This is a genomic window from Curtobacterium poinsettiae (assembly GCF_025677645.1).
Lineage (GTDB): Bacteria > Actinomycetota > Actinomycetes > Actinomycetales > Microbacteriaceae > Curtobacterium > Curtobacterium poinsettiae_A.
In genome coordinates this window covers 19,759-35,896 of sequence record NZ_CP106880.1, presented here as the reverse complement: position 1 = coordinate 35,896, position 16,138 = coordinate 19,759, and the positions used below count along the sequence as shown (strand labels likewise).

The 16,138-nt window shown below is 59.3% G+C and carries 12 protein-coding genes and 1 pseudogene; 3 read left to right on the top strand and 10 right to left on the bottom strand.

Annotated features, from left to right (window positions below):
- Nucleotides 1–34: 34 nt before the first annotated feature.
- Nucleotides 35–220, bottom strand: a pseudogene (locus OE229_RS17695) (IS3 family transposase); the annotation flags it as partial.
- A gap of 802 nt (nucleotides 221–1,022) precedes the next feature.
- Between OE229_RS17695 and OE229_RS17690 the strand changes: the two are divergent.
- On the top strand, nucleotides 1,023–2,288 hold the full coding sequence (locus OE229_RS17690) for a glycoside hydrolase family 28 protein (RefSeq protein ID WP_250891852.1): 1,266 nt from the start codon (nucleotides 1,023–1,025) through the stop codon (nucleotides 2,286–2,288).
- Between the two features lie 457 nt (nucleotides 2,289–2,745).
- Nucleotides 2,746–3,429: a hypothetical protein gene (locus OE229_RS17685; protein WP_259581470.1), complete on the top strand. Its 684-nt coding sequence runs from the start codon at nucleotides 2,746–2,748 to the stop codon at nucleotides 3,427–3,429.
- Between the two features lie 1,999 nt (nucleotides 3,430–5,428).
- Here the strand turns inward: OE229_RS17685 and OE229_RS17680 are convergent.
- The 6 genes from OE229_RS17680 to OE229_RS17655 all read right to left on the bottom strand — a co-directional run bounded on the left by OE229_RS17680 (nucleotide 5,429) and on the right by OE229_RS17655 (nucleotide 14,197).
- Nucleotides 5,429–6,139 (bottom strand): SDR family NAD(P)-dependent oxidoreductase, encoded by a 711-nt coding sequence (locus OE229_RS17680; RefSeq protein ID WP_214585366.1) that lies wholly within the window; start codon nucleotides 6,137–6,139, stop codon nucleotides 5,429–5,431.
- A gap of 1,886 nt (nucleotides 6,140–8,025) precedes the next feature.
- Nucleotides 8,026–8,343 (bottom strand): S1 family peptidase, encoded by a 318-nt coding sequence (locus tag OE229_RS17675; protein WP_262118667.1) that lies wholly within the window; start codon nucleotides 8,341–8,343, stop codon nucleotides 8,026–8,028.
- 899 nt (nucleotides 8,344–9,242) lie between these two features.
- Nucleotides 9,243–9,437, bottom strand: coding sequence for an Lsr2 dimerization domain-containing protein (locus OE229_RS17670; RefSeq protein ID WP_214585368.1), 195 nt, complete (start codon nucleotides 9,435–9,437; stop codon nucleotides 9,243–9,245).
- A gap of 1,758 nt (nucleotides 9,438–11,195) precedes the next feature.
- Nucleotides 11,196–11,957: an expansin EXLX1 family cellulose-binding protein gene (locus tag OE229_RS17665; protein ID WP_214585369.1), complete on the bottom strand. Its 762-nt coding sequence runs from the start codon at nucleotides 11,955–11,957 to the stop codon at nucleotides 11,196–11,198.
- Nucleotides 11,924–12,673 carry a GH12 family glycosyl hydrolase domain-containing protein gene (locus tag OE229_RS17660; protein ID WP_250891854.1) on the bottom strand — a complete coding sequence of 250 codons (750 nt, stop codon included), beginning with the start codon at nucleotides 12,671–12,673 and terminating at the stop codon, nucleotides 11,924–11,926. The genes OE229_RS17665 and OE229_RS17660 overlap by 34 nt, the downstream gene beginning before the upstream one ends.
- A 373-nt stretch (nucleotides 12,674–13,046) precedes the next feature.
- Nucleotides 13,047–14,197 (bottom strand): IS3 family transposase gene (locus OE229_RS17655; RefSeq protein ID WP_259581474.1). Its coding sequence is split into 2 segments (ribosomal slippage): nucleotides 13,047–13,930 and nucleotides 13,930–14,197, totalling 1,152 coding nucleotides; the frame shifts between segments, so codons are not numbered across the junction.
- Here OE229_RS17655 and OE229_RS17650 point away from each other — a divergent pair.
- Entirely contained in the window at nucleotides 14,196–14,681 is a 486-nt protein-coding gene (locus OE229_RS17650; protein ID WP_259581476.1) for a hypothetical protein, read from the top strand. The two genes, OE229_RS17655 and OE229_RS17650, sit on opposite strands and share 2 nt — an antisense overlap.
- Nucleotides 14,682–14,763: 82 nt before the next feature.
- Here OE229_RS17650 and OE229_RS17645 read toward each other — a convergent pair whose 3' ends face one another.
- The 3 genes from OE229_RS17645 to OE229_RS17635 all read right to left on the bottom strand — a co-directional run bounded on the left by OE229_RS17645 (nucleotide 14,764) and on the right by OE229_RS17635 (nucleotide 16,059).
- A complete protein-coding gene (locus OE229_RS17645) occupies nucleotides 14,764–15,045 on the bottom strand; it encodes a hypothetical protein (RefSeq protein WP_259581478.1) in 282 nt (93 codons plus the stop codon).
- A gap of 76 nt (nucleotides 15,046–15,121) precedes the next feature.
- Entirely contained in the window at nucleotides 15,122–15,445 is a 324-nt protein-coding gene (locus OE229_RS17640; protein WP_262127300.1) for a hypothetical protein, read from the bottom strand.
- A 311-nt stretch (nucleotides 15,446–15,756) separates the two neighbouring features.
- Nucleotides 15,757–16,059: a hypothetical protein gene (locus OE229_RS17635; RefSeq protein ID WP_214585379.1), complete on the bottom strand. Its 303-nt coding sequence runs from the start codon at nucleotides 16,057–16,059 to the stop codon at nucleotides 15,757–15,759.
- Nucleotides 16,060–16,138 lie beyond the last annotated feature (79 nt).

The following is a 16,138-nucleotide window of genomic DNA, read 5'->3' as shown; positions in this document are numbered from 1 at the left end:
TGCGGATTGCTGGAGGTTTGTTTGACTCGTTCGTTTATGCCGCGAGGGTGACCGTTCGGTCGATGATTGCCGCGTACTCATTCGGGGTCAACTTCCCCACACCACGTTGGCGCCGTTTCCGGTCGTAAATCCCCTCGATCCACGTAACGATCGCGCGCCGGAGCTCTTCCCGGGTCTCCCAACGTTTCAGGTTCAGAACGTTCTTCTGCAGAAGTGCGAAGGAATGCATTCGCCTACCTGTCAGGAGCCAACCGAACCAGCAGCAGTCCCTGCGTACAAAGGGACCGTCTCGGGTGATGCCAGATGCGCAACAGTTGCATTACGCCGTCGGACGTGGGATGGGCAATATTTAGACACTGGTTGTCGCTCGTCGTTCCCAAAGCGACCCGTCTCGTGAGCGGAACCGTCAACTGCGCCCTCCCGTCAATGGCAAACGTCGGTTTCGTCAGCGTTCTTTGACCGGACAGACCACAGGAAGTGTCGCGCGAACAGTTCTATCCGCGCGAGATCTCATTCATCGCGGAGATGCACGACGAGACGGGAGGCCTGAGTGAACCTTCATTATTGAGCGGTATATTGCGATGTACATTACAACCGTGCCTGGAGTGCGAAGACCCCAGCGTGAGCTAAAACTGATTTGAGACATCGAGCGGGTCTTTGCGCGCCACTGCAGAAAGACATTTGAGGGTCAAGACGCGTTCGAAGGGGAAAATTATGTCTTCGGCTCGTCTGTACGAAAGCCGTCAATAGCGGAGTCTCCTACGGAGGCGATTTTATTCTATTCTTCTCCCCATTCGTAGCCACGCTAACCAGCGAGAGGGTTGTAATTGAACCGCCGTCAAGTCCTAGCAGTCACATTTGCTATCTGTTCCACTATCATTACTTCGTTCCTATCCAATGTCCAACCGTTCAACAGTGAAGTCGGTCCTGGGTCGTTCTCGGTCGCTTCTGGCGACCGCCGAGAAGTCAAGGAACCGTCAATCCCAGAAAGCGTCTGCGCAACGCTCACGGCGGCAGTGTCTATGCACGATCGGCAAGCGAATGCGGAGACTGAAAGTGTTCCCCCTGACACTCATCGTATACAACAAGCACTCGACGAATGCGCGAAATCAGGCGGCAATCAGGTTGTAATCCAGCTCTCGCCGTCGGGAGAGAGCCGGGACTTCCTAAGCGGACCTCTTCAACTCCACGCCGGCGAGATCCTTCTTCTGGCGCCCGAGGTCACGCTTTTCGCTTCACGCAATCCGGCTGACTTCCAAGCCCCTGGTGGGGTAGCTTGCGGAACGATTTCTTCGAAAGAGAATGGTTGCGTTCCTTTCATAAGCCTAGCCAATCACTCCGGAATCGAATCGACTGAGAACCGCAATGGGGCGCGCGGGGCCATCGATGGCCGCGGGGACCAAGAGATGATTGGACGAGGACTGTCTTGGTGGCAGCTTGCACAGGCGGCGAAAGACCGAGGATATCAGAACGTTCCACGTTTGCTACAGGCCCAAAAGGTGAACGATGTAACACTCTATAGCCTCGATTTGATTAACTCTCCGGGAAGTCACGTCTCGTTTAAGGACGGCACCGGGTTTACGGCTTGGGGCGTCCACATCAAGACGCCAGTTACGGCCAGAAATACAGATGGCATTGACCCCGCGGGTGCCAGCGACGTGACAGTGATCCACTCGTCGATAATGGACGGTGACGACGGGATTGCAATCAAAGCCGGCTCGCAACCTTCGGCCCATATCACCATCAAGGACAATATTGTCGATGGTAGTCACGGAATTTCCATTGGAAGTGAGACCACCGCTGGAGTGAGTGACGTACTTGTGGTCGACAATACCATCAACGGGATGGATAGCACGGGCAAAATGGGCGGGACGGCAGCCGGTATTCGCATCAAAAGTTCTGCGGCTGTCGGCGGCGTTGTGCGCCAGATAACCTATAAAAATACCTGTGTTCTAAACACGAAGATTCCGCTGTCGTTCGACACGCATTACAGCTCCGGCGGAGGTCACGCAATCCCTTGGTATGAAGATATAGTTGTTGACGGATTCCAGTCGAGCAGCACCCTGCGCAATGGGTACGTGGAGCTAAACGGCTGGGATAATCAGCATGCTCTTGGTGTGAAGTTCAGCGGAACCGCAATCGATACCACAAATCTGAAAGCTAGCAATGCGAAAATTGTAGATGCTGGCGTCCGCTTTGGAGGCCGCCCCCTCGGCCCGCTGGGCCCGACTGTGCACATCAGTAGAGAGCCCGCACGCGGAAATGTTCCAGATTGCGCTGCCGGATGATCCGCAGGCCCTAACGCGGCTTCCCTCACCCGCTTTCCTCAAGCGCAGAGGTGGGTCCTCCAGTTCCCAGGCGACAGTACTAGGTAGTAATGGTTCTTTGAGCAGTAGTCGCTAAATTGGCAATGCCTACGAAGCCTCGTAGGAGGACGAACTTGTCGGACTCTTGGGCGCGAGATGCGGCCTCGTCATTAGTGCGTCTCTTCGACGAGCTTTCCCGGGCTGCCATGCTCGTGTCTCCGGCACGACCGCTGTTACGTTTGTCTGGAACAAACGTTGCTTTCGGCTGCCCAAGAGTTCGAATAGAACGGTCGCGATGAGATTACCCACAGAATAAAAGTTCCGCGGATCATCTGTTATCACCTGTATCACTATAATTCGAGCTAAAGTGTTTACCCGTAATTCCCGCAGGACGGTTCTCCGGTTTCTCGGCAGTTCACGGGATCGGATGGAGGTAATTATGAAGCAGACAGTCATGCACATTCATTCTAGGAATCGGAGAACGAAACATCTAGTTGTCACTATCTTGGCGTTCGTATTGGCTGCTTCTGTCGAGGTGAGTCATGTAGATCCGGCTCGCGCCGAGACCCCTCATTTGGCATCTCCTGCGGCGGCCGTCGCCTCCGTCGCGGCAGGTACGTTCGATGAGGATGTCGCCAGTGGCAAACTTTCCGTGGAATACCTTGCCGGACTGACGTTTGAGTATCGAAACCTCAAGATGAGTGACGAGGAGAAGAGGGCCGAGACATTCGGCGCAATCAAGCGCGAGGTCAGAGCCGAAATCGCGGATTCCGGGCCTCTTTCGTCGACGGCTCCGGGTTCTTTGCTCTACGTCAATACGACTCTTGACGGTCTTCGTGTGGTAGATGATCATGCTTCAACCGACAGCTGGCGCTCGTTCTGGCATCGTTTCACCCATTGGACTACGTGGCATCTGTCGTCCGACTCTGCGCGACTTATCCTCAGTACCGGTGGTGCCCTGACTTCGGGGCTTATTTGCGCCCTTCCAGGTGTTTCAGCGATTGCTTGTGCTTTCGCCGGCGCGCTGATTGCATTTCTGACTACCTATAGCTTGCTTCGAACGTGCCTAGGGCGAGGAGTGGACATCGCGATCCCGGATCTCAATCATAGCCGTTGCCGGTGACATGGTGTAGGCGCGCAAAATAATTAATTGCGTAGGAGGATGAGCTTGCTGTTTTGTCACTCAGAAATGTGAGTTGGCTACCTGTTGCCGTGCCATGATCCTTATTGCCCTTTGCGAGGCCGGCACTAATTACTCGGCGCTGCTCGAAACCGGCGAGCTGCTCGAATGCGGGCCAGGCCAGAACCGGAGACGCGCGAGCGACATGAGCTCCTTGTTGGAAAGTATTTGCTGGCCGACGGATCGCGGTCCGGGCGATGGTCCGGGAAACCCGGGCCTAAGCTTTAGAATCCGACAGTCACGGAAATGGTCGAATCAAGGTTGATTCGTGATCCTTGTAGTTAGCAACGAGGAAGGTAATGCAATCCAGCCGGTTCGTTACGTATTGGTATTCATTAGTAATTACAAATCACAAAAGGTGGCCCGGTTGATCCGTCGACCGGGCCACCTTCCGCTCGATTAGACCTCCTGTGTGCCCTCGATCGAAAGCGAGGACTTGAAAACAAGCACGTTCTTACTGCAGTGAATTCTGACCATCGACTCGGGCAATTACTGCTAGTGTCTCTGGGTCGCAGAGACGGGCATGCCACTTAAGCTCGGTGGCCCCTCGTGGCAACTTCGGAAAGGATGCGGTGAAACTGTAACGTCCTGCACCACTGACTTGAGGGTCTCCATCTAGTGTCTGGGCGATGTGACGCTTGAGGACGCCCTCTGCTTTGGGCGGCGCTTCGTACCAAACGATCACGAGTGCACCGGGCTTTCCCGTCCCGAAGAAGCGTTGGCCCTCGAAGGATTTCTTGTTAGGCCCGGCTTCGGTACTAACGGTGAACGAAGTTGTTGTCGTGCTCTTCACGCTCGAAGCGGCTGAGCGTGGGGCTACTTCGGAGATGTGAGCCTGAGCCTGGGTTGGACCAGCCATGGTTGTGACAAGAGTGGCTGCGACGCCGGCAGTGAGTAGAGCCGTTCGCCTGTGAGAGGTGAATTTACGGGTAATCATTCCTATCCCTTTGGTGGTCGAGTAATGCCGAGCGAGCCGGCTTCTCTCAATAGTAATCGATCCCCGGGCGTGCGTCGATAAGCGCAACGGCGTAGGGAACTGGTGCTGTCTGCTTCGTTCACCTGAGATAGCCGGCAGCCGTGAACTGTTGTCAGTGAGGGGCTCTTCAGGCGGTTGTCTCAGATAGGGAACAGAAGGTCTGATGGTGCGCTACGCGTTGGCGGCTCTGTCGTCAGCTGGCCCCGACGAGCACGGGGGTGCGTGAGAACGACGCACTTCCTGCGACAGGGATGATAGACGTGCGCAATTCAGGTTCATCAGCCCTAGCCCAATCGCGGCATGCAGGGCACAAAGCGGGTAGCTGTGACAGACTTTCGTGAGCACTTTTATGTTGACAACTCCTTTGACCAATGCGAATAGGCCAGCTCGTGTACGGGCATCCCGACGAGTGCCAAGAATTCATTCGGGAGGGCCGCGGTCTATCCCGGCATCGTCACGTTGCGGGACGGTGGGACAGGCCCCATGGTCGACTACCACCGGCCTCTCGCGGCACAAACGCAGTGGATTGGTGCCCTGCGTGGCGCCGGATGGTCCACCACAACAGCAATTTGTTTGCTTAGTCTAGAGCTAACTGGAATCGACATTCACTCCGACTGACCGGCAACGCGTTCCCGCGACTGGTCGTTGAGAATCGTTGGTCCATCCGTAGCGTCGCGGACCGCTTGCAATGTTCGCAGCCCACTGCGGTGAAGGTGCGGGGGGAGAAAATTGGTCGGAAGCGCAGCGCCCACGTCTCCCCGTTGAGCTCCGCCGACGAGTCGGCGGGTGCCTCGTTGGAGCCGAATGCTTGCTCGATGATCTTCGTGTCGAGCAGCAGGCGGCGTGGCAACAGTGTGACGCTCTTCCGTGCCGAGCTTGGTCCCATTGGCTCACCGTTTGCGGCAACCAGTGAGCTGCCCGTGCGCCCGCAGAACAGGCCCCACTGGCCGGGCTCGAGTAGTGCGGTCACAGGCCGCCCCCGACCTGGACGACGGCGCCGCTCATGTACGTGTTCTCGGCGGTGTGGACGATTGCTGCAGCAATCTCGTCGACGTGTCCGAGACGCTTCAAGGGAATCTCCTCGACCATCGCCTCCCGTTCTGCTTCCGGCATGTTCGACATCATGTCCGTATCAGTCGCACCGGGGGCTACGACGTTGACTCGGATGCCCTGCTGTGCATGTTCGCGTGCGAGGGATCGAGCGAACGCCTCGATCGCGCCCTTCGACGCCGTGTAGTTCGTCTGGCCAGGCACGCCGTATTTGACGGACATTGAGGACAGCAGAACGATTGAGCCGGACCGCTGCTTGAGCATCGGCCTCAGAGCGGCCTTGCTCGCCAGGATCGGGCCGATCGTGTTCACTCGAAGCACCTCAACGAGGTCCCCCTCGCTCATCCGCATCAGGAGCGTGTCGCGCGTGATGCCGGAGGCGATCACCAACACGTCCAGCCGCCCCAGCTCGTCCAGCGCCGTCCGCATCCCATCCTTGATCGAGGTTTCGTCTCGGATGTCGAGCTCTACAGGCACGACACCATCCGGAATTTGCCCGCCCGCGCGGTGCGTGCCTGCGACCTTGTAGCCCTCGGCGAGAAGCCGTCGAGCGGTTGCGGCACCGATTCCGCGGCTTGCGCCGATCACCACAGCGGTTCGGCGTATGGACTGATCTGTCTGGGTCATCCTGTTACTATTCCACGGACTTGTACCCCTCCGGCGGACGCCAGGGGCGGTGTCCATCCCTTTACCGGTTCCTACCGAGGAATGTTGATTCCCTGCCTACCTGTCTCTCAGGACGCCTGACGTGACCCGTGTCCTCCAGCGCGCGATCCTGTCGAAATTTCGCCCGCAGCGAGCGTGGCCGTTGAAAACGACTTGCTCCGTGCGGAGGGTGACAAGCTCCGCGGCGTCGACAGCGCGAAGGCGATCTCCCACAATGCTATCGACGACTGACTGCCCGGCATCCTTGCCGATAACCACAAGCGTGCCAGAACTTGATAAGTCAAAGCAGAAAAGTGTGGTCCCCGTCAGCGTGTCGCACGGTTAAGGGGAGGGGATACGCCGTGCTGGAGCACATGCCACCGACGAGTGCAGGGATCAGGCGCAATCGCATGCCACAGGGGGTCATTGCCGCGCGGTCCGATTTTGTGCTGCGACCCGAGACGCAGGAGCGTACGTCGCCGCCGCGCGAGGATCGGGCAACTTCAGTGTCTCGCTCCACCTCGAGCCCCCCGCAGCCCGCTGCACCGGGCATCGTAGGTTCCTGTTGCTGTCACTACCCAGTCAAAGGCCACTTCCGTTGGCGTATCCAGGGACGCTCGAAGACGAACGTGGTGATACCTTGGCCAAATTCTGGGACAGAGGGAGGGGGTTCTTCGCAGATGGAGGTATCACTACTTTCGCCGCGATGCTGGACGACGGCGCTTGCTTCCGCTCCAGTGCCTTCGCTGCCGCGCGGCCAGGCGAAGTATCGCTTCACTCCTCGCTACCAGACCTAGACTGACGGGAAGGGCGAGCTGTTAGACCCGACCCTTGCGAGGGAGAAAGCATTCGGCTGTCAAAAGCCGGGACGAAGCCATGACCGCAAACTACGTGCACGGGTTGCCTCGTCCGATCACTAGTGACCGCGCGCTGGCGTCTCGGTACCTAGACCGTCTCCGATTACGTCCAACTCACAAGTAACTACAGCCGAATCTCGCCTATCAGTCACGGCCCCTGCTTCACAGGGGGCCGATTGGTAGCCAGTGACCAGTTCCTAACACTGGTGTTAATGTCACCTGATCCACCTGCGGTTGCGTTACCAACATAGCAGCTTGGTCCGTTGTACGAAACAACGCTAAAATCCGTGTTCGCGGGTAGAGGGATCCGAACAAAAGGCCACCGCGTCTGTCCGGGATTGTAGGGACGAAGAGTGACGCAGCGCACGGTTGTCTCGTCCTTCAGAACCCGGAAGGACTGTAGGTCTGTTTTCACGTTCCCAACCCAATGCGTCTGAAACTGGACTTCAACGTAGTGACCTGCGACCGCCTGAGCAGCCGATTGCGGGACGATCCCTGACAGGACCGTAACGCCTACTATGATTCCAACTCCGCAAATCCGCGCCAACTGCGAGCGCGGCGGCCAGGCGTCAGCGGAAAATGGGAAGATGGCCATCGCGATGAACCTTTTCTAGACCGACATTTGAGCCGCGAAAACGACCTGATTATTTCAGTCGAATGCGAAACTGCGCAAATTTATTGAGGCGAGGGGCAGGGGTTGCGATACCGTTCGCCCAGCCCCAGTTTTTGTTGTCTTCGCCGTTGCTAACGTTCGGTGATTAAACGCCTGGACTATCCGCTTCGCGCTTAATAGTGACGCCACGGGCATTCCCGGAACGGCCCTACCCGATTCCTGATAGGGCCGTTCCTATTCATCGTGCTGAGGTTCTTTTGATGTAAGCCCCGAGAGAGGCGACCGCTAGGCGTGCTCCGCTTTGCGATGACGTGGATGACCCAGCGTAATGCGAAACAGTGCGACGTGGTACGTAATCAATCACCTTTCTCCCGCTAGAAGTTGATGCGCCCACCCGATCATTCTTCGATGTCAGGTGCTAGAGCCCATCCTGCGTCAGAGCCGGCGTCGGATAGTGAGAGTGGATTGTCTTCATCCTCTGCAGACGGAATATCCGCCGGTCCAAGTGTGTACGCATGCAGCTCCTGCATCACCTGACGCATCGGTGTGTAGTAGAAACCGTAACGGGGAAGCCGCTCGGTCCCCAGGCCTGACGAGATAATACCAACAAGGTGCCGGTCGGTCGTGAGAGCCGGCCCTCCTGAGTCGCCTGGGGCAACGCTATTGATTCGATTACTAGCGGCTGCCAAGAGGTGCTGGTAAGGTCCTTGATACATCCCGGGAACTAGGGTCATTTTGCTAAATAGGCATTTGACGCCGGATCGCCAAGCACTGATGCAGAATCGTTCATCGTCAGGTGCGTCCTGCCACCCACTAACAGGCATACGCGCCTCGCCCCCACCAGCCGAGACAAATACTCGGTTGTTAGCGAGGGGCCTGTAGCGGGGGTGTAGAACGCAGACTTCTGGGTGACTTGAACCTACGCAAACTGCCCGCATGTTCTCGGGCTCCGGGGACACCCTAACCAGCTCAATATCCGATGCAGCTGATTGCCACACTACGTTTCCGATCGATCTCGCACCTACATGGATGCTCGCATACATAGGTGCGCAATGTTTAGCGATCACAACCCATCGTGTAGCACGCTGATACGGTGTGAGCCGTGAATACCAAGCGGAAGGAATGAGAACTGCTCCCGCAGAGCATGAACCGTATGACTCCGGTCCCAATACCTTCGACCCCGAAATAATCGGAAGTACCCCCCGGTCTGGATTCTGAGGGAGAACAGGTTCAACTGCGGAGGCGGCTTGGTTGCCGACGCACGGCGCAATAATCACCATTGCGGCATTGATGAAAAGAAATCCAGCTAAAAGGGATCGAGCCCAAAAACGCTGCTTCACCCTTCCAGTATTAGATCGTCTACCTTCATTGATCGACGTGCTAATGAATTTCGGCAACTTGCTACTTCCTTTCTCAGACGCCTCAGTCGGCAGCGTAACTGTCAGCCAGCGGGCACCGAATATCGATCGGTGCGAGTGGCCCGAGTTAGGTTTGAACGTCCGGCGGTAACGCTATAGCCCGCTCTGCTCTCACCTTGGCTACATTCGCGCCTTGGGGCCGCTGGCTTCGAATCTAGCGGCTGGTTGCGCGTGTGCGAGTCATCGGGGCGTGTTGGCTAGCTCTTATGAGCCCGACGAGCGGCTGCTATGTATTTCGAGAAGGTCTCGCGAAGCGCTTCGGCGTGGCGGTTAGTGAGCGTTATCTCATAATCGTTGCCATCGAAGGAAAAGGGAATGGTGCGGCCGCTTTCCTCGGTGATCGGCTCTTTTGTAATGTCATCGATGTGCTCTGTAGGGGAGTCCTTTTGCATCGTTCCCGCGTTATCCTCGTTAAGTTACAAAAATAGCCTTGTCTAGTAGTGTAGACGCCTCGTTGCCCCGGCCATCGCGTTCGGTTCAGATCCACGGCCATTGGCGTGAAACCGTTGAGCCCCGGTTAATCGCGAGCCAGCCAAAATACTCGCTTTCCGTGATTCGTGGGGCATTGTAGGAATGCGAGCGTTTCACGAGCCGAGGGGTCCCGATGCTGGCTTCTCTGCTAGATATAACCGATCATTCAATTAGGCGGGGCAATCTCGTATGAGCCCACGGCGCTCAGGGCTCGGGAAGAAGGAATGTAGCCCATGAGGCCCAGAAGCGGACCGATGCCTCTCGTTACGATAATCCCATAAAATTGGCCATTTGCTCCCACAACAGGACCGCCGGAGTCGCCGGCAATTACGCCGATACCCTGTGTGTGCGAGGCTGCTGCCTCTCCTGGTGCGAAGCCTGTCCGAGGGGTAGGCGCGGTGGACCACGAACAGTTCACACCAGTCGAGGAGCCACTCGTACAGAAGCGTTCGTCTCCACCCGGGACGGAAGAAGCTGTCATCGGGATCGTCCGGGGACGGCCGTTCGGAGCCAGAAAGACGCGGCCGAATGCGCGCGGATATACGTGCTCGACAATCGTGCATCGATGGACTGAACCGGGCTGACATACTACTTGCCGATTGAAATTCGGATCAACTTGCACCAGCTCAAGGTCATCGGACGGGGCGGTCCAGATGACCTTCCCAACACTCTGACCGCCCACTTTGATGTCCGCACCATCTGGAGCACAGTGCTTCGCGATGAGGAGGTAGCGCTTCCCGCGGGAGAATGCTGTCAGTCGGCTGAAAATGGATGTCGAACGCAGCACCGCTCCGACGGTGCACTGCCTCATTCCCGGCACCTCTAGTCTGGTTCCGGCCACAATTGGTAGCTCGGATCGCAGGTCCTGCGCGCTCGCAGGGCTCGCGCCGGTCAGAGAGACTACCGTACCTACGAGAAGCAGGGTGCCGATAGCGGAAAATAGCTGACGACGACGTCGCGATTCTTTTGGCATCATAACGCTCCTCGGTCTTGCTGCTAAGTGAGTCGAGCTGAGTTAGGCTTATGCGATCTGTGCGGGCACGTGCCGCGTCCCTGCCTGCTGCTTCCTTTTACGGGAGCGAGACCAGTCAGGGCCGCCGCGTGACTCATTCGAGTTCGCTGATCCGTTAGTGGCAAGGGTCACAAGACGATCGTCTGACGAAGATAGCGCGAAGCGGTTTCAGAGGCAATGAGTGTTCTCTCAGAGACGACCAGTGGGCTCCTCATCAAGCACGAGCTACGAATGCTGCATTTGCGATGCTTGAGAATTGCAAGTATCGTCGTGGCTGCAGGAGCGAGTTTCATCTATGTGGACAACTGTAAAGCCCTAGAAGCAAGCCTTCCGGTCGCGGGCTGCGAAATCGATTGCCGTACTCGGACTTGCGATCTCAATGATCGCCAGTACCTCCGGCGATAGGATGGTCTTGACCGGTCGGGGCGCGGTTGTGCGTAACTTCTGTGTGCCTGTAGGAGCGGCCCGCAATCGCTGACCTGATCGAGTTCTCTCGAGCTCTTCCACGCGGCCGGTGTGGTGGTGTGCGGAAAGGTAGGCAGGTTCTGTGGCAGTCGCACTCAGGGAAGCTGTAAATTGGCGCATCTGCACTGTCAGTCTTCAAATCTGCGTACGAGTATGGGGTGGATAATGTTTGGATGCTACGACTGGCCCGTTGCTGCCGCGTTCAGCGGTAGAGTCGGGTCTTCGTATCCTGGAGCTCTCCTGGTTTCAGCGGAACGTTGCGGATGGTCGCTTGGTGCCCGAGTACGTCACGAATGGTGATTGAGTACGGTCCACGGCCGGTTGCGCGTGGTGCTAGCCAGTAGCCGTACTCGGTTCGTCGCAACCATTGCATCCGATCTTTTCTGCTAATCGCGACCCCGCGGAGCACGTTACCGTTGTTGATGATCTGTAGCGCCAACCAGGACGCCGAGGAGCCTTCCTTGAAGCGGAGTGCGATGGGGGGGACGGTCGGGTTCTTGATCGCTTTGAACTTCACTGGGATCTTGCCGTCGTTGTAGTTCCCGATTTTCCGGAACGCGGTATCACTGAGATCTAGGTGGCCGGGTTCGCACTCGTGACACTGGTCCATCACCACTACGGCGACCTTGCCTTTAGGCCCTGTGACCTCTAGGTACGTCCCGCATCCAGCGCCATGCCGGTACTTGTCGGGGCCGACGGCTACGTAGAGCTCGCCCTTGGGTATCTCTGGAAACGAGCAGTTGCCGTTGGTGCCACCGCCGCCCGGTCCGAAGTCGTAGTGGGTCGCATATTTGGACGAGGCATTGGCGACTTCTGCTGCGGGCGTTGGCGTCAGTACGGGCGTACGCGTTGGCACCGACATGACGTCGAGCACTGCGGTCGCCACGAGGAGGGCGCAAATTGTCGTGCTGACGCCGCACTTGGCTCGGTTCATTTGCAACTCCTCGAGCGCTGCTGCGTCCACTTCTGGATCGTCGCGGATCCGTTTCCCCGGGTCACTTCGACGCCGAATTCCGTACTGATCAGCCGAAGGTTTCGGTCGGCGTGCGGTCCAGCGGCGCTGCGCATGAACTGCATGAGGTCGAGTGGTCTCCGCAGGGCATTGGAGCCGGCAACAAAAGAGACTACGGGGCCGCCGAACGCACCGGTTCCGCGCCAGACCGTCCACTGCTGCCCCGCGATGGTCACGGTGCCTTCGGGCGACCCAGCGGGATTCATGCCCTGATGTTCCCCCCAGATCATCACCTCGAGAGACGGGTGCGTTTGCCACGACAACGTTTGGTCTGTGGCTGCCCAGAGATCGTAGGCGACGTCGTATGCGCCGGATGCGCGTAGGTCGTAACGGACTGTGCTCCGCAATGAGCAGGTCGCAGGGCTAGCGATGGAGATCGGAAGGGTGTGGCTTTCGAAGCCCGGGGTGTCCCAGTGCCATCCGCGGACGATCGACGGATACCCCTGGACACTAGTGCCGGAGTTACCCCAGTCCCAGGTGAAGTGTCCTTGGCCGTTCTGTTTCCGGATGGCTTGAAAACCGGAGTTTCCGCCCCACTTGTTGTTGAAGAGATAACTGCCTTTATCAAAAATCGGAATCTTAGCGTTCGGCGAACTGCTCGCCACCACAGCACCAGAAACAAGGCTCACGGCAGATGCCAGAGCGAGCAGGGTAACTGGAATCTTCATGAGTCGCACAGGCCCACCTCAGGGTTTCTTAGCGGGTACTCGCAAAACGCACGAGCGCCCGAACCTTCGTCAGACGATCGTCTGACGAAACCACCATAGGCATGTTAGAACGTCCTGTCTACTCCACTCCAGCGAGCGCAACCGCCGCGCCCACTGTCCAGAGGAACCTGTTCGTGTTGACTTCGCCGCGAAGTTATCCGTGTATTTAGGAGCTGCGGATGCTGAGTTGGTCATATCCGACCGCGACCTACCTGCACCGTTAGCTCTGGTGGACCGGACGGGAGTACGGGCGTTCCTGGCACGGATTTCCGCCAAGGGGCACGATCGCGTTTTCGGAGTCTGGGTCTGCTGTCGATTCAGTTGACTCGTTGATTTAGGCCGCGGGTGCGACCTGTGGGTTGATGATTGCTTCGTACTCGATGGGCGTCAACTTCCCGAGCCCGCGTTGCCGACGCTTGCGGTGGTAGGTGCCCTCGATCCAGTGCACGATCGCGAGGCGCAGCTGCTCCCGCGACGCCCACCGGCGCCGGTTGAGGACGTTCTGCTGCAGGAGCGCGAAGAAGGACTCCATCGCCGCGTTGTCCGCGCACGCGCCGACCCTGCCCATCGACCCCAGGAGCCCGGCGTCAGAGAGCGCCCGAACGAACTTCTTGGAGCGAAACTGGCTGCCTCGGTCGGAATGAATGACTGTTCCGGACGGGTTCCGGCGCGAGATCGCCATCTGCAGCGCCGCAACCGCGAGAGAGGACCGCATCCGGGCGTCGATCGAGTAGCCCACGATGCGGCGGGAGCAGGCGTCCTTGACGGCGCAGAGATAGAGCTTGCCCTCGGCCGTGCTGTGCTCGGTGATGTCGGTCAACCACAGCCGGTCCAGGTCCGGGGCGGTGAACGCCCGCCGGACCCGGTCATCGTGCACCGGCGGGCCCGCTTTCCGGGTCAGTCCCCGTTTCTTGGCATGCAATGACCAGAGCCGCTGCTGCGAGCACAACCGCCACACGCGTCGCTCCGAGACTCGGTGGCCGGCGGCGCCGAGGTCGTCGGCGATGAACCGGTACCCGAACGTCGGGTCGTCGCGGTGCGCATCGACGGCGGCGTTGGTCAGGTGCGCGTTCTCCCAATCACGACGGCTCACCGGGCTCTTTCGCCAGGCGTAGAACGCCTGCTTCGAAAAACCCAGGACCCGGCAGGTCACCGCGACCGGGATCTGGTCGGCGGCGAGTTCAAGGACCAGCGGGTACATCATTTTGGGAGGTGCGCTTGGGAGAGATACGCGGCGGCACGGCGAAGGATCTCGTTCTCCTGCTCTAGCAGTCGGTTCCGTTTCCGAAGCTCTCGCAGCTCGACGTTCTCGGTCGTCGTGGTCCCGGACCTGACCCCGTCGTCGATGTCGGCTCGACGCAGCCAGTTCGTCACGGTCCCCTCGGAGATCCCGAAGTCCTTCGCGACCTGCGTCAACGGGATCTCACCCCTTCGCGCGACCGCGATCACGTCGCGTCGGAACTCGTCCGGATAGGGCTTGGCCATGATCGACATCCTTCCAGCGAGGACCGCGTCCCCACAGGTCAGGAGTCAACCGAACCGACAGCAGACCCGGGTGTTCGCTGGTGGCGGTTTGGCCATCGCGATAGCCCGTGGTTCGACCGGAGCTACTGCACAAGCGCCGACGACGGACGGTGATGGCGCGGCGGGTGCGGATGAGTCGGCGGGTACCGATGAGGCTCTGACGCGACGAACGCTACAGATACGCACACGCTGGAAGGCGTTCATCGCCGTCCTCGCCGTTGGGGCCCTGATTGGCCTGTTACTGCTGACTCAGTCGAACCCGTCCTGGGCGAAGGGGTACGCCGCCATCGCGGGCATCCTGGTGGTGGTCAAGGAGCTCCTGAGCGCCTTTGCCCGGGACCGGGGACTTGCGCCTGACAAATCTGGGCTCGAGGACAGCGCAGCGATCTGCTCGCTGTTCGCGGTCGTTTTCGGTGTGCCTGCAGTTGCGGCCGCCATCCTCTAGGAACATCGCTTCGCTGCGTGCAGGCCATCGGCGGGCCCGTTGCTAGTTGTGAATGTCGGCTGCCGGAACGTGCCGGGCGAGACTAGCGAGGGAGGCGGGCGTGCAACTCCTGGATCATCGTGTCGGGGAACAGTGCGTACAGCAGCGCACCGTCCCACTCGCGGCCGCCCATTCTCCGATGGTTGTCGAGTTCATCGGCTGACACGTTGGCGTCACGGATCAGGGCACCAACGGCGTCATCGACGTATCCGGCCTGGATCTCGTTGTCGGCGCCGGGCGAACCGTGTGGGGACGTTCGCAGGACGCGGGCGAGGCTTTCGAGGATCATGACGGCGTCAGCTGCGGAGCGTTCTGAACTACTCATCACTCCAGCATGCCGATCTGAACGGGCGTCTAGGCCGACTCGCCGTGGCCCGCCGATGTTGGCACTCCCCGCGATGTCAGCGCGACGAGGCGATCCAACGGCCGCGACCGGTCCCGACGAAGCTCGAGCGGAGAGCGTCATCGCTGGCGCGCGTGCGGACCTCGATCTCGACGGCGTACTCCGGTTCGGGGTCTTCGCCGACGAAGTGCCAGACCGAGATCACCTTCGGAGCGTCCGCGGCCGAGATGGCGAGCAAGCTGTCAGGGTCGAAGCTGGTGTCGCTGAGGACGACAATTTCGCCGACGTGGGGGAGGACGGCCCCCGTGTGAGCGGGTAGTTCGAGGAAGCCGGCGATCTCGGTGTGTCGCATGACTCGTAAGCGGGGAGTGAACTGGAGCATGACTGCTGCCTTCCTGTTGATGCCAGGGACAGCGCTGCTCGCGCCCCCACGCACACGCCAGGGTAACGACCTCCACCCCCTACTGGACGATGGGCTAGGAGCCGAGTGCTGCCTGCGCCGCCCTGCAGCTGGGGCACCAGTCGACGTCGTCTGCTGAGCAGTCCCACCCGTACGACTCGGCATGTCCTCGAGCACCGGCGTAACTCACGGCGTTGGGGCCGATCAGGGCGAGTGTTGTGCTGCACTGGTAGCCATCGCAAGTGAGCACGATCGCGGGGTGAATTGCCATGCCGTCTCGTCTCTCGCCGGCGTTAGGCGTCGACCGTGATGCCCAGGCTGATCCACCCGTCGGGGACCGACTGCAGGTACGCCGAAAGGGCGGCGTCGTCGTTCGGCGCGGACGCCTCGTGCGGCTGGATCTCGGTTGACCGGGCAACAGCGCGGACGGTGATGTTCCCTGCCGCGGTCGAGCTGAGCGTGTTCGTCTGCACCACGTCGTACCCGGTGGCCTCCAGGCCGTCGATGGCGCGGGCTCGGGCGGTGCTCTGGTCGTCTGCGTGTTCGTCTGCGGTGATGGTGTTCGTGGAGCGGATTGTGCCGCGGACGGTGGTCATGGATCCATCCTCACCGATCGCGCCGACACCGCGGATCACGGAGTGTGGGATGTGCGCTGCGCGCGTGCGCCCTGTCTTC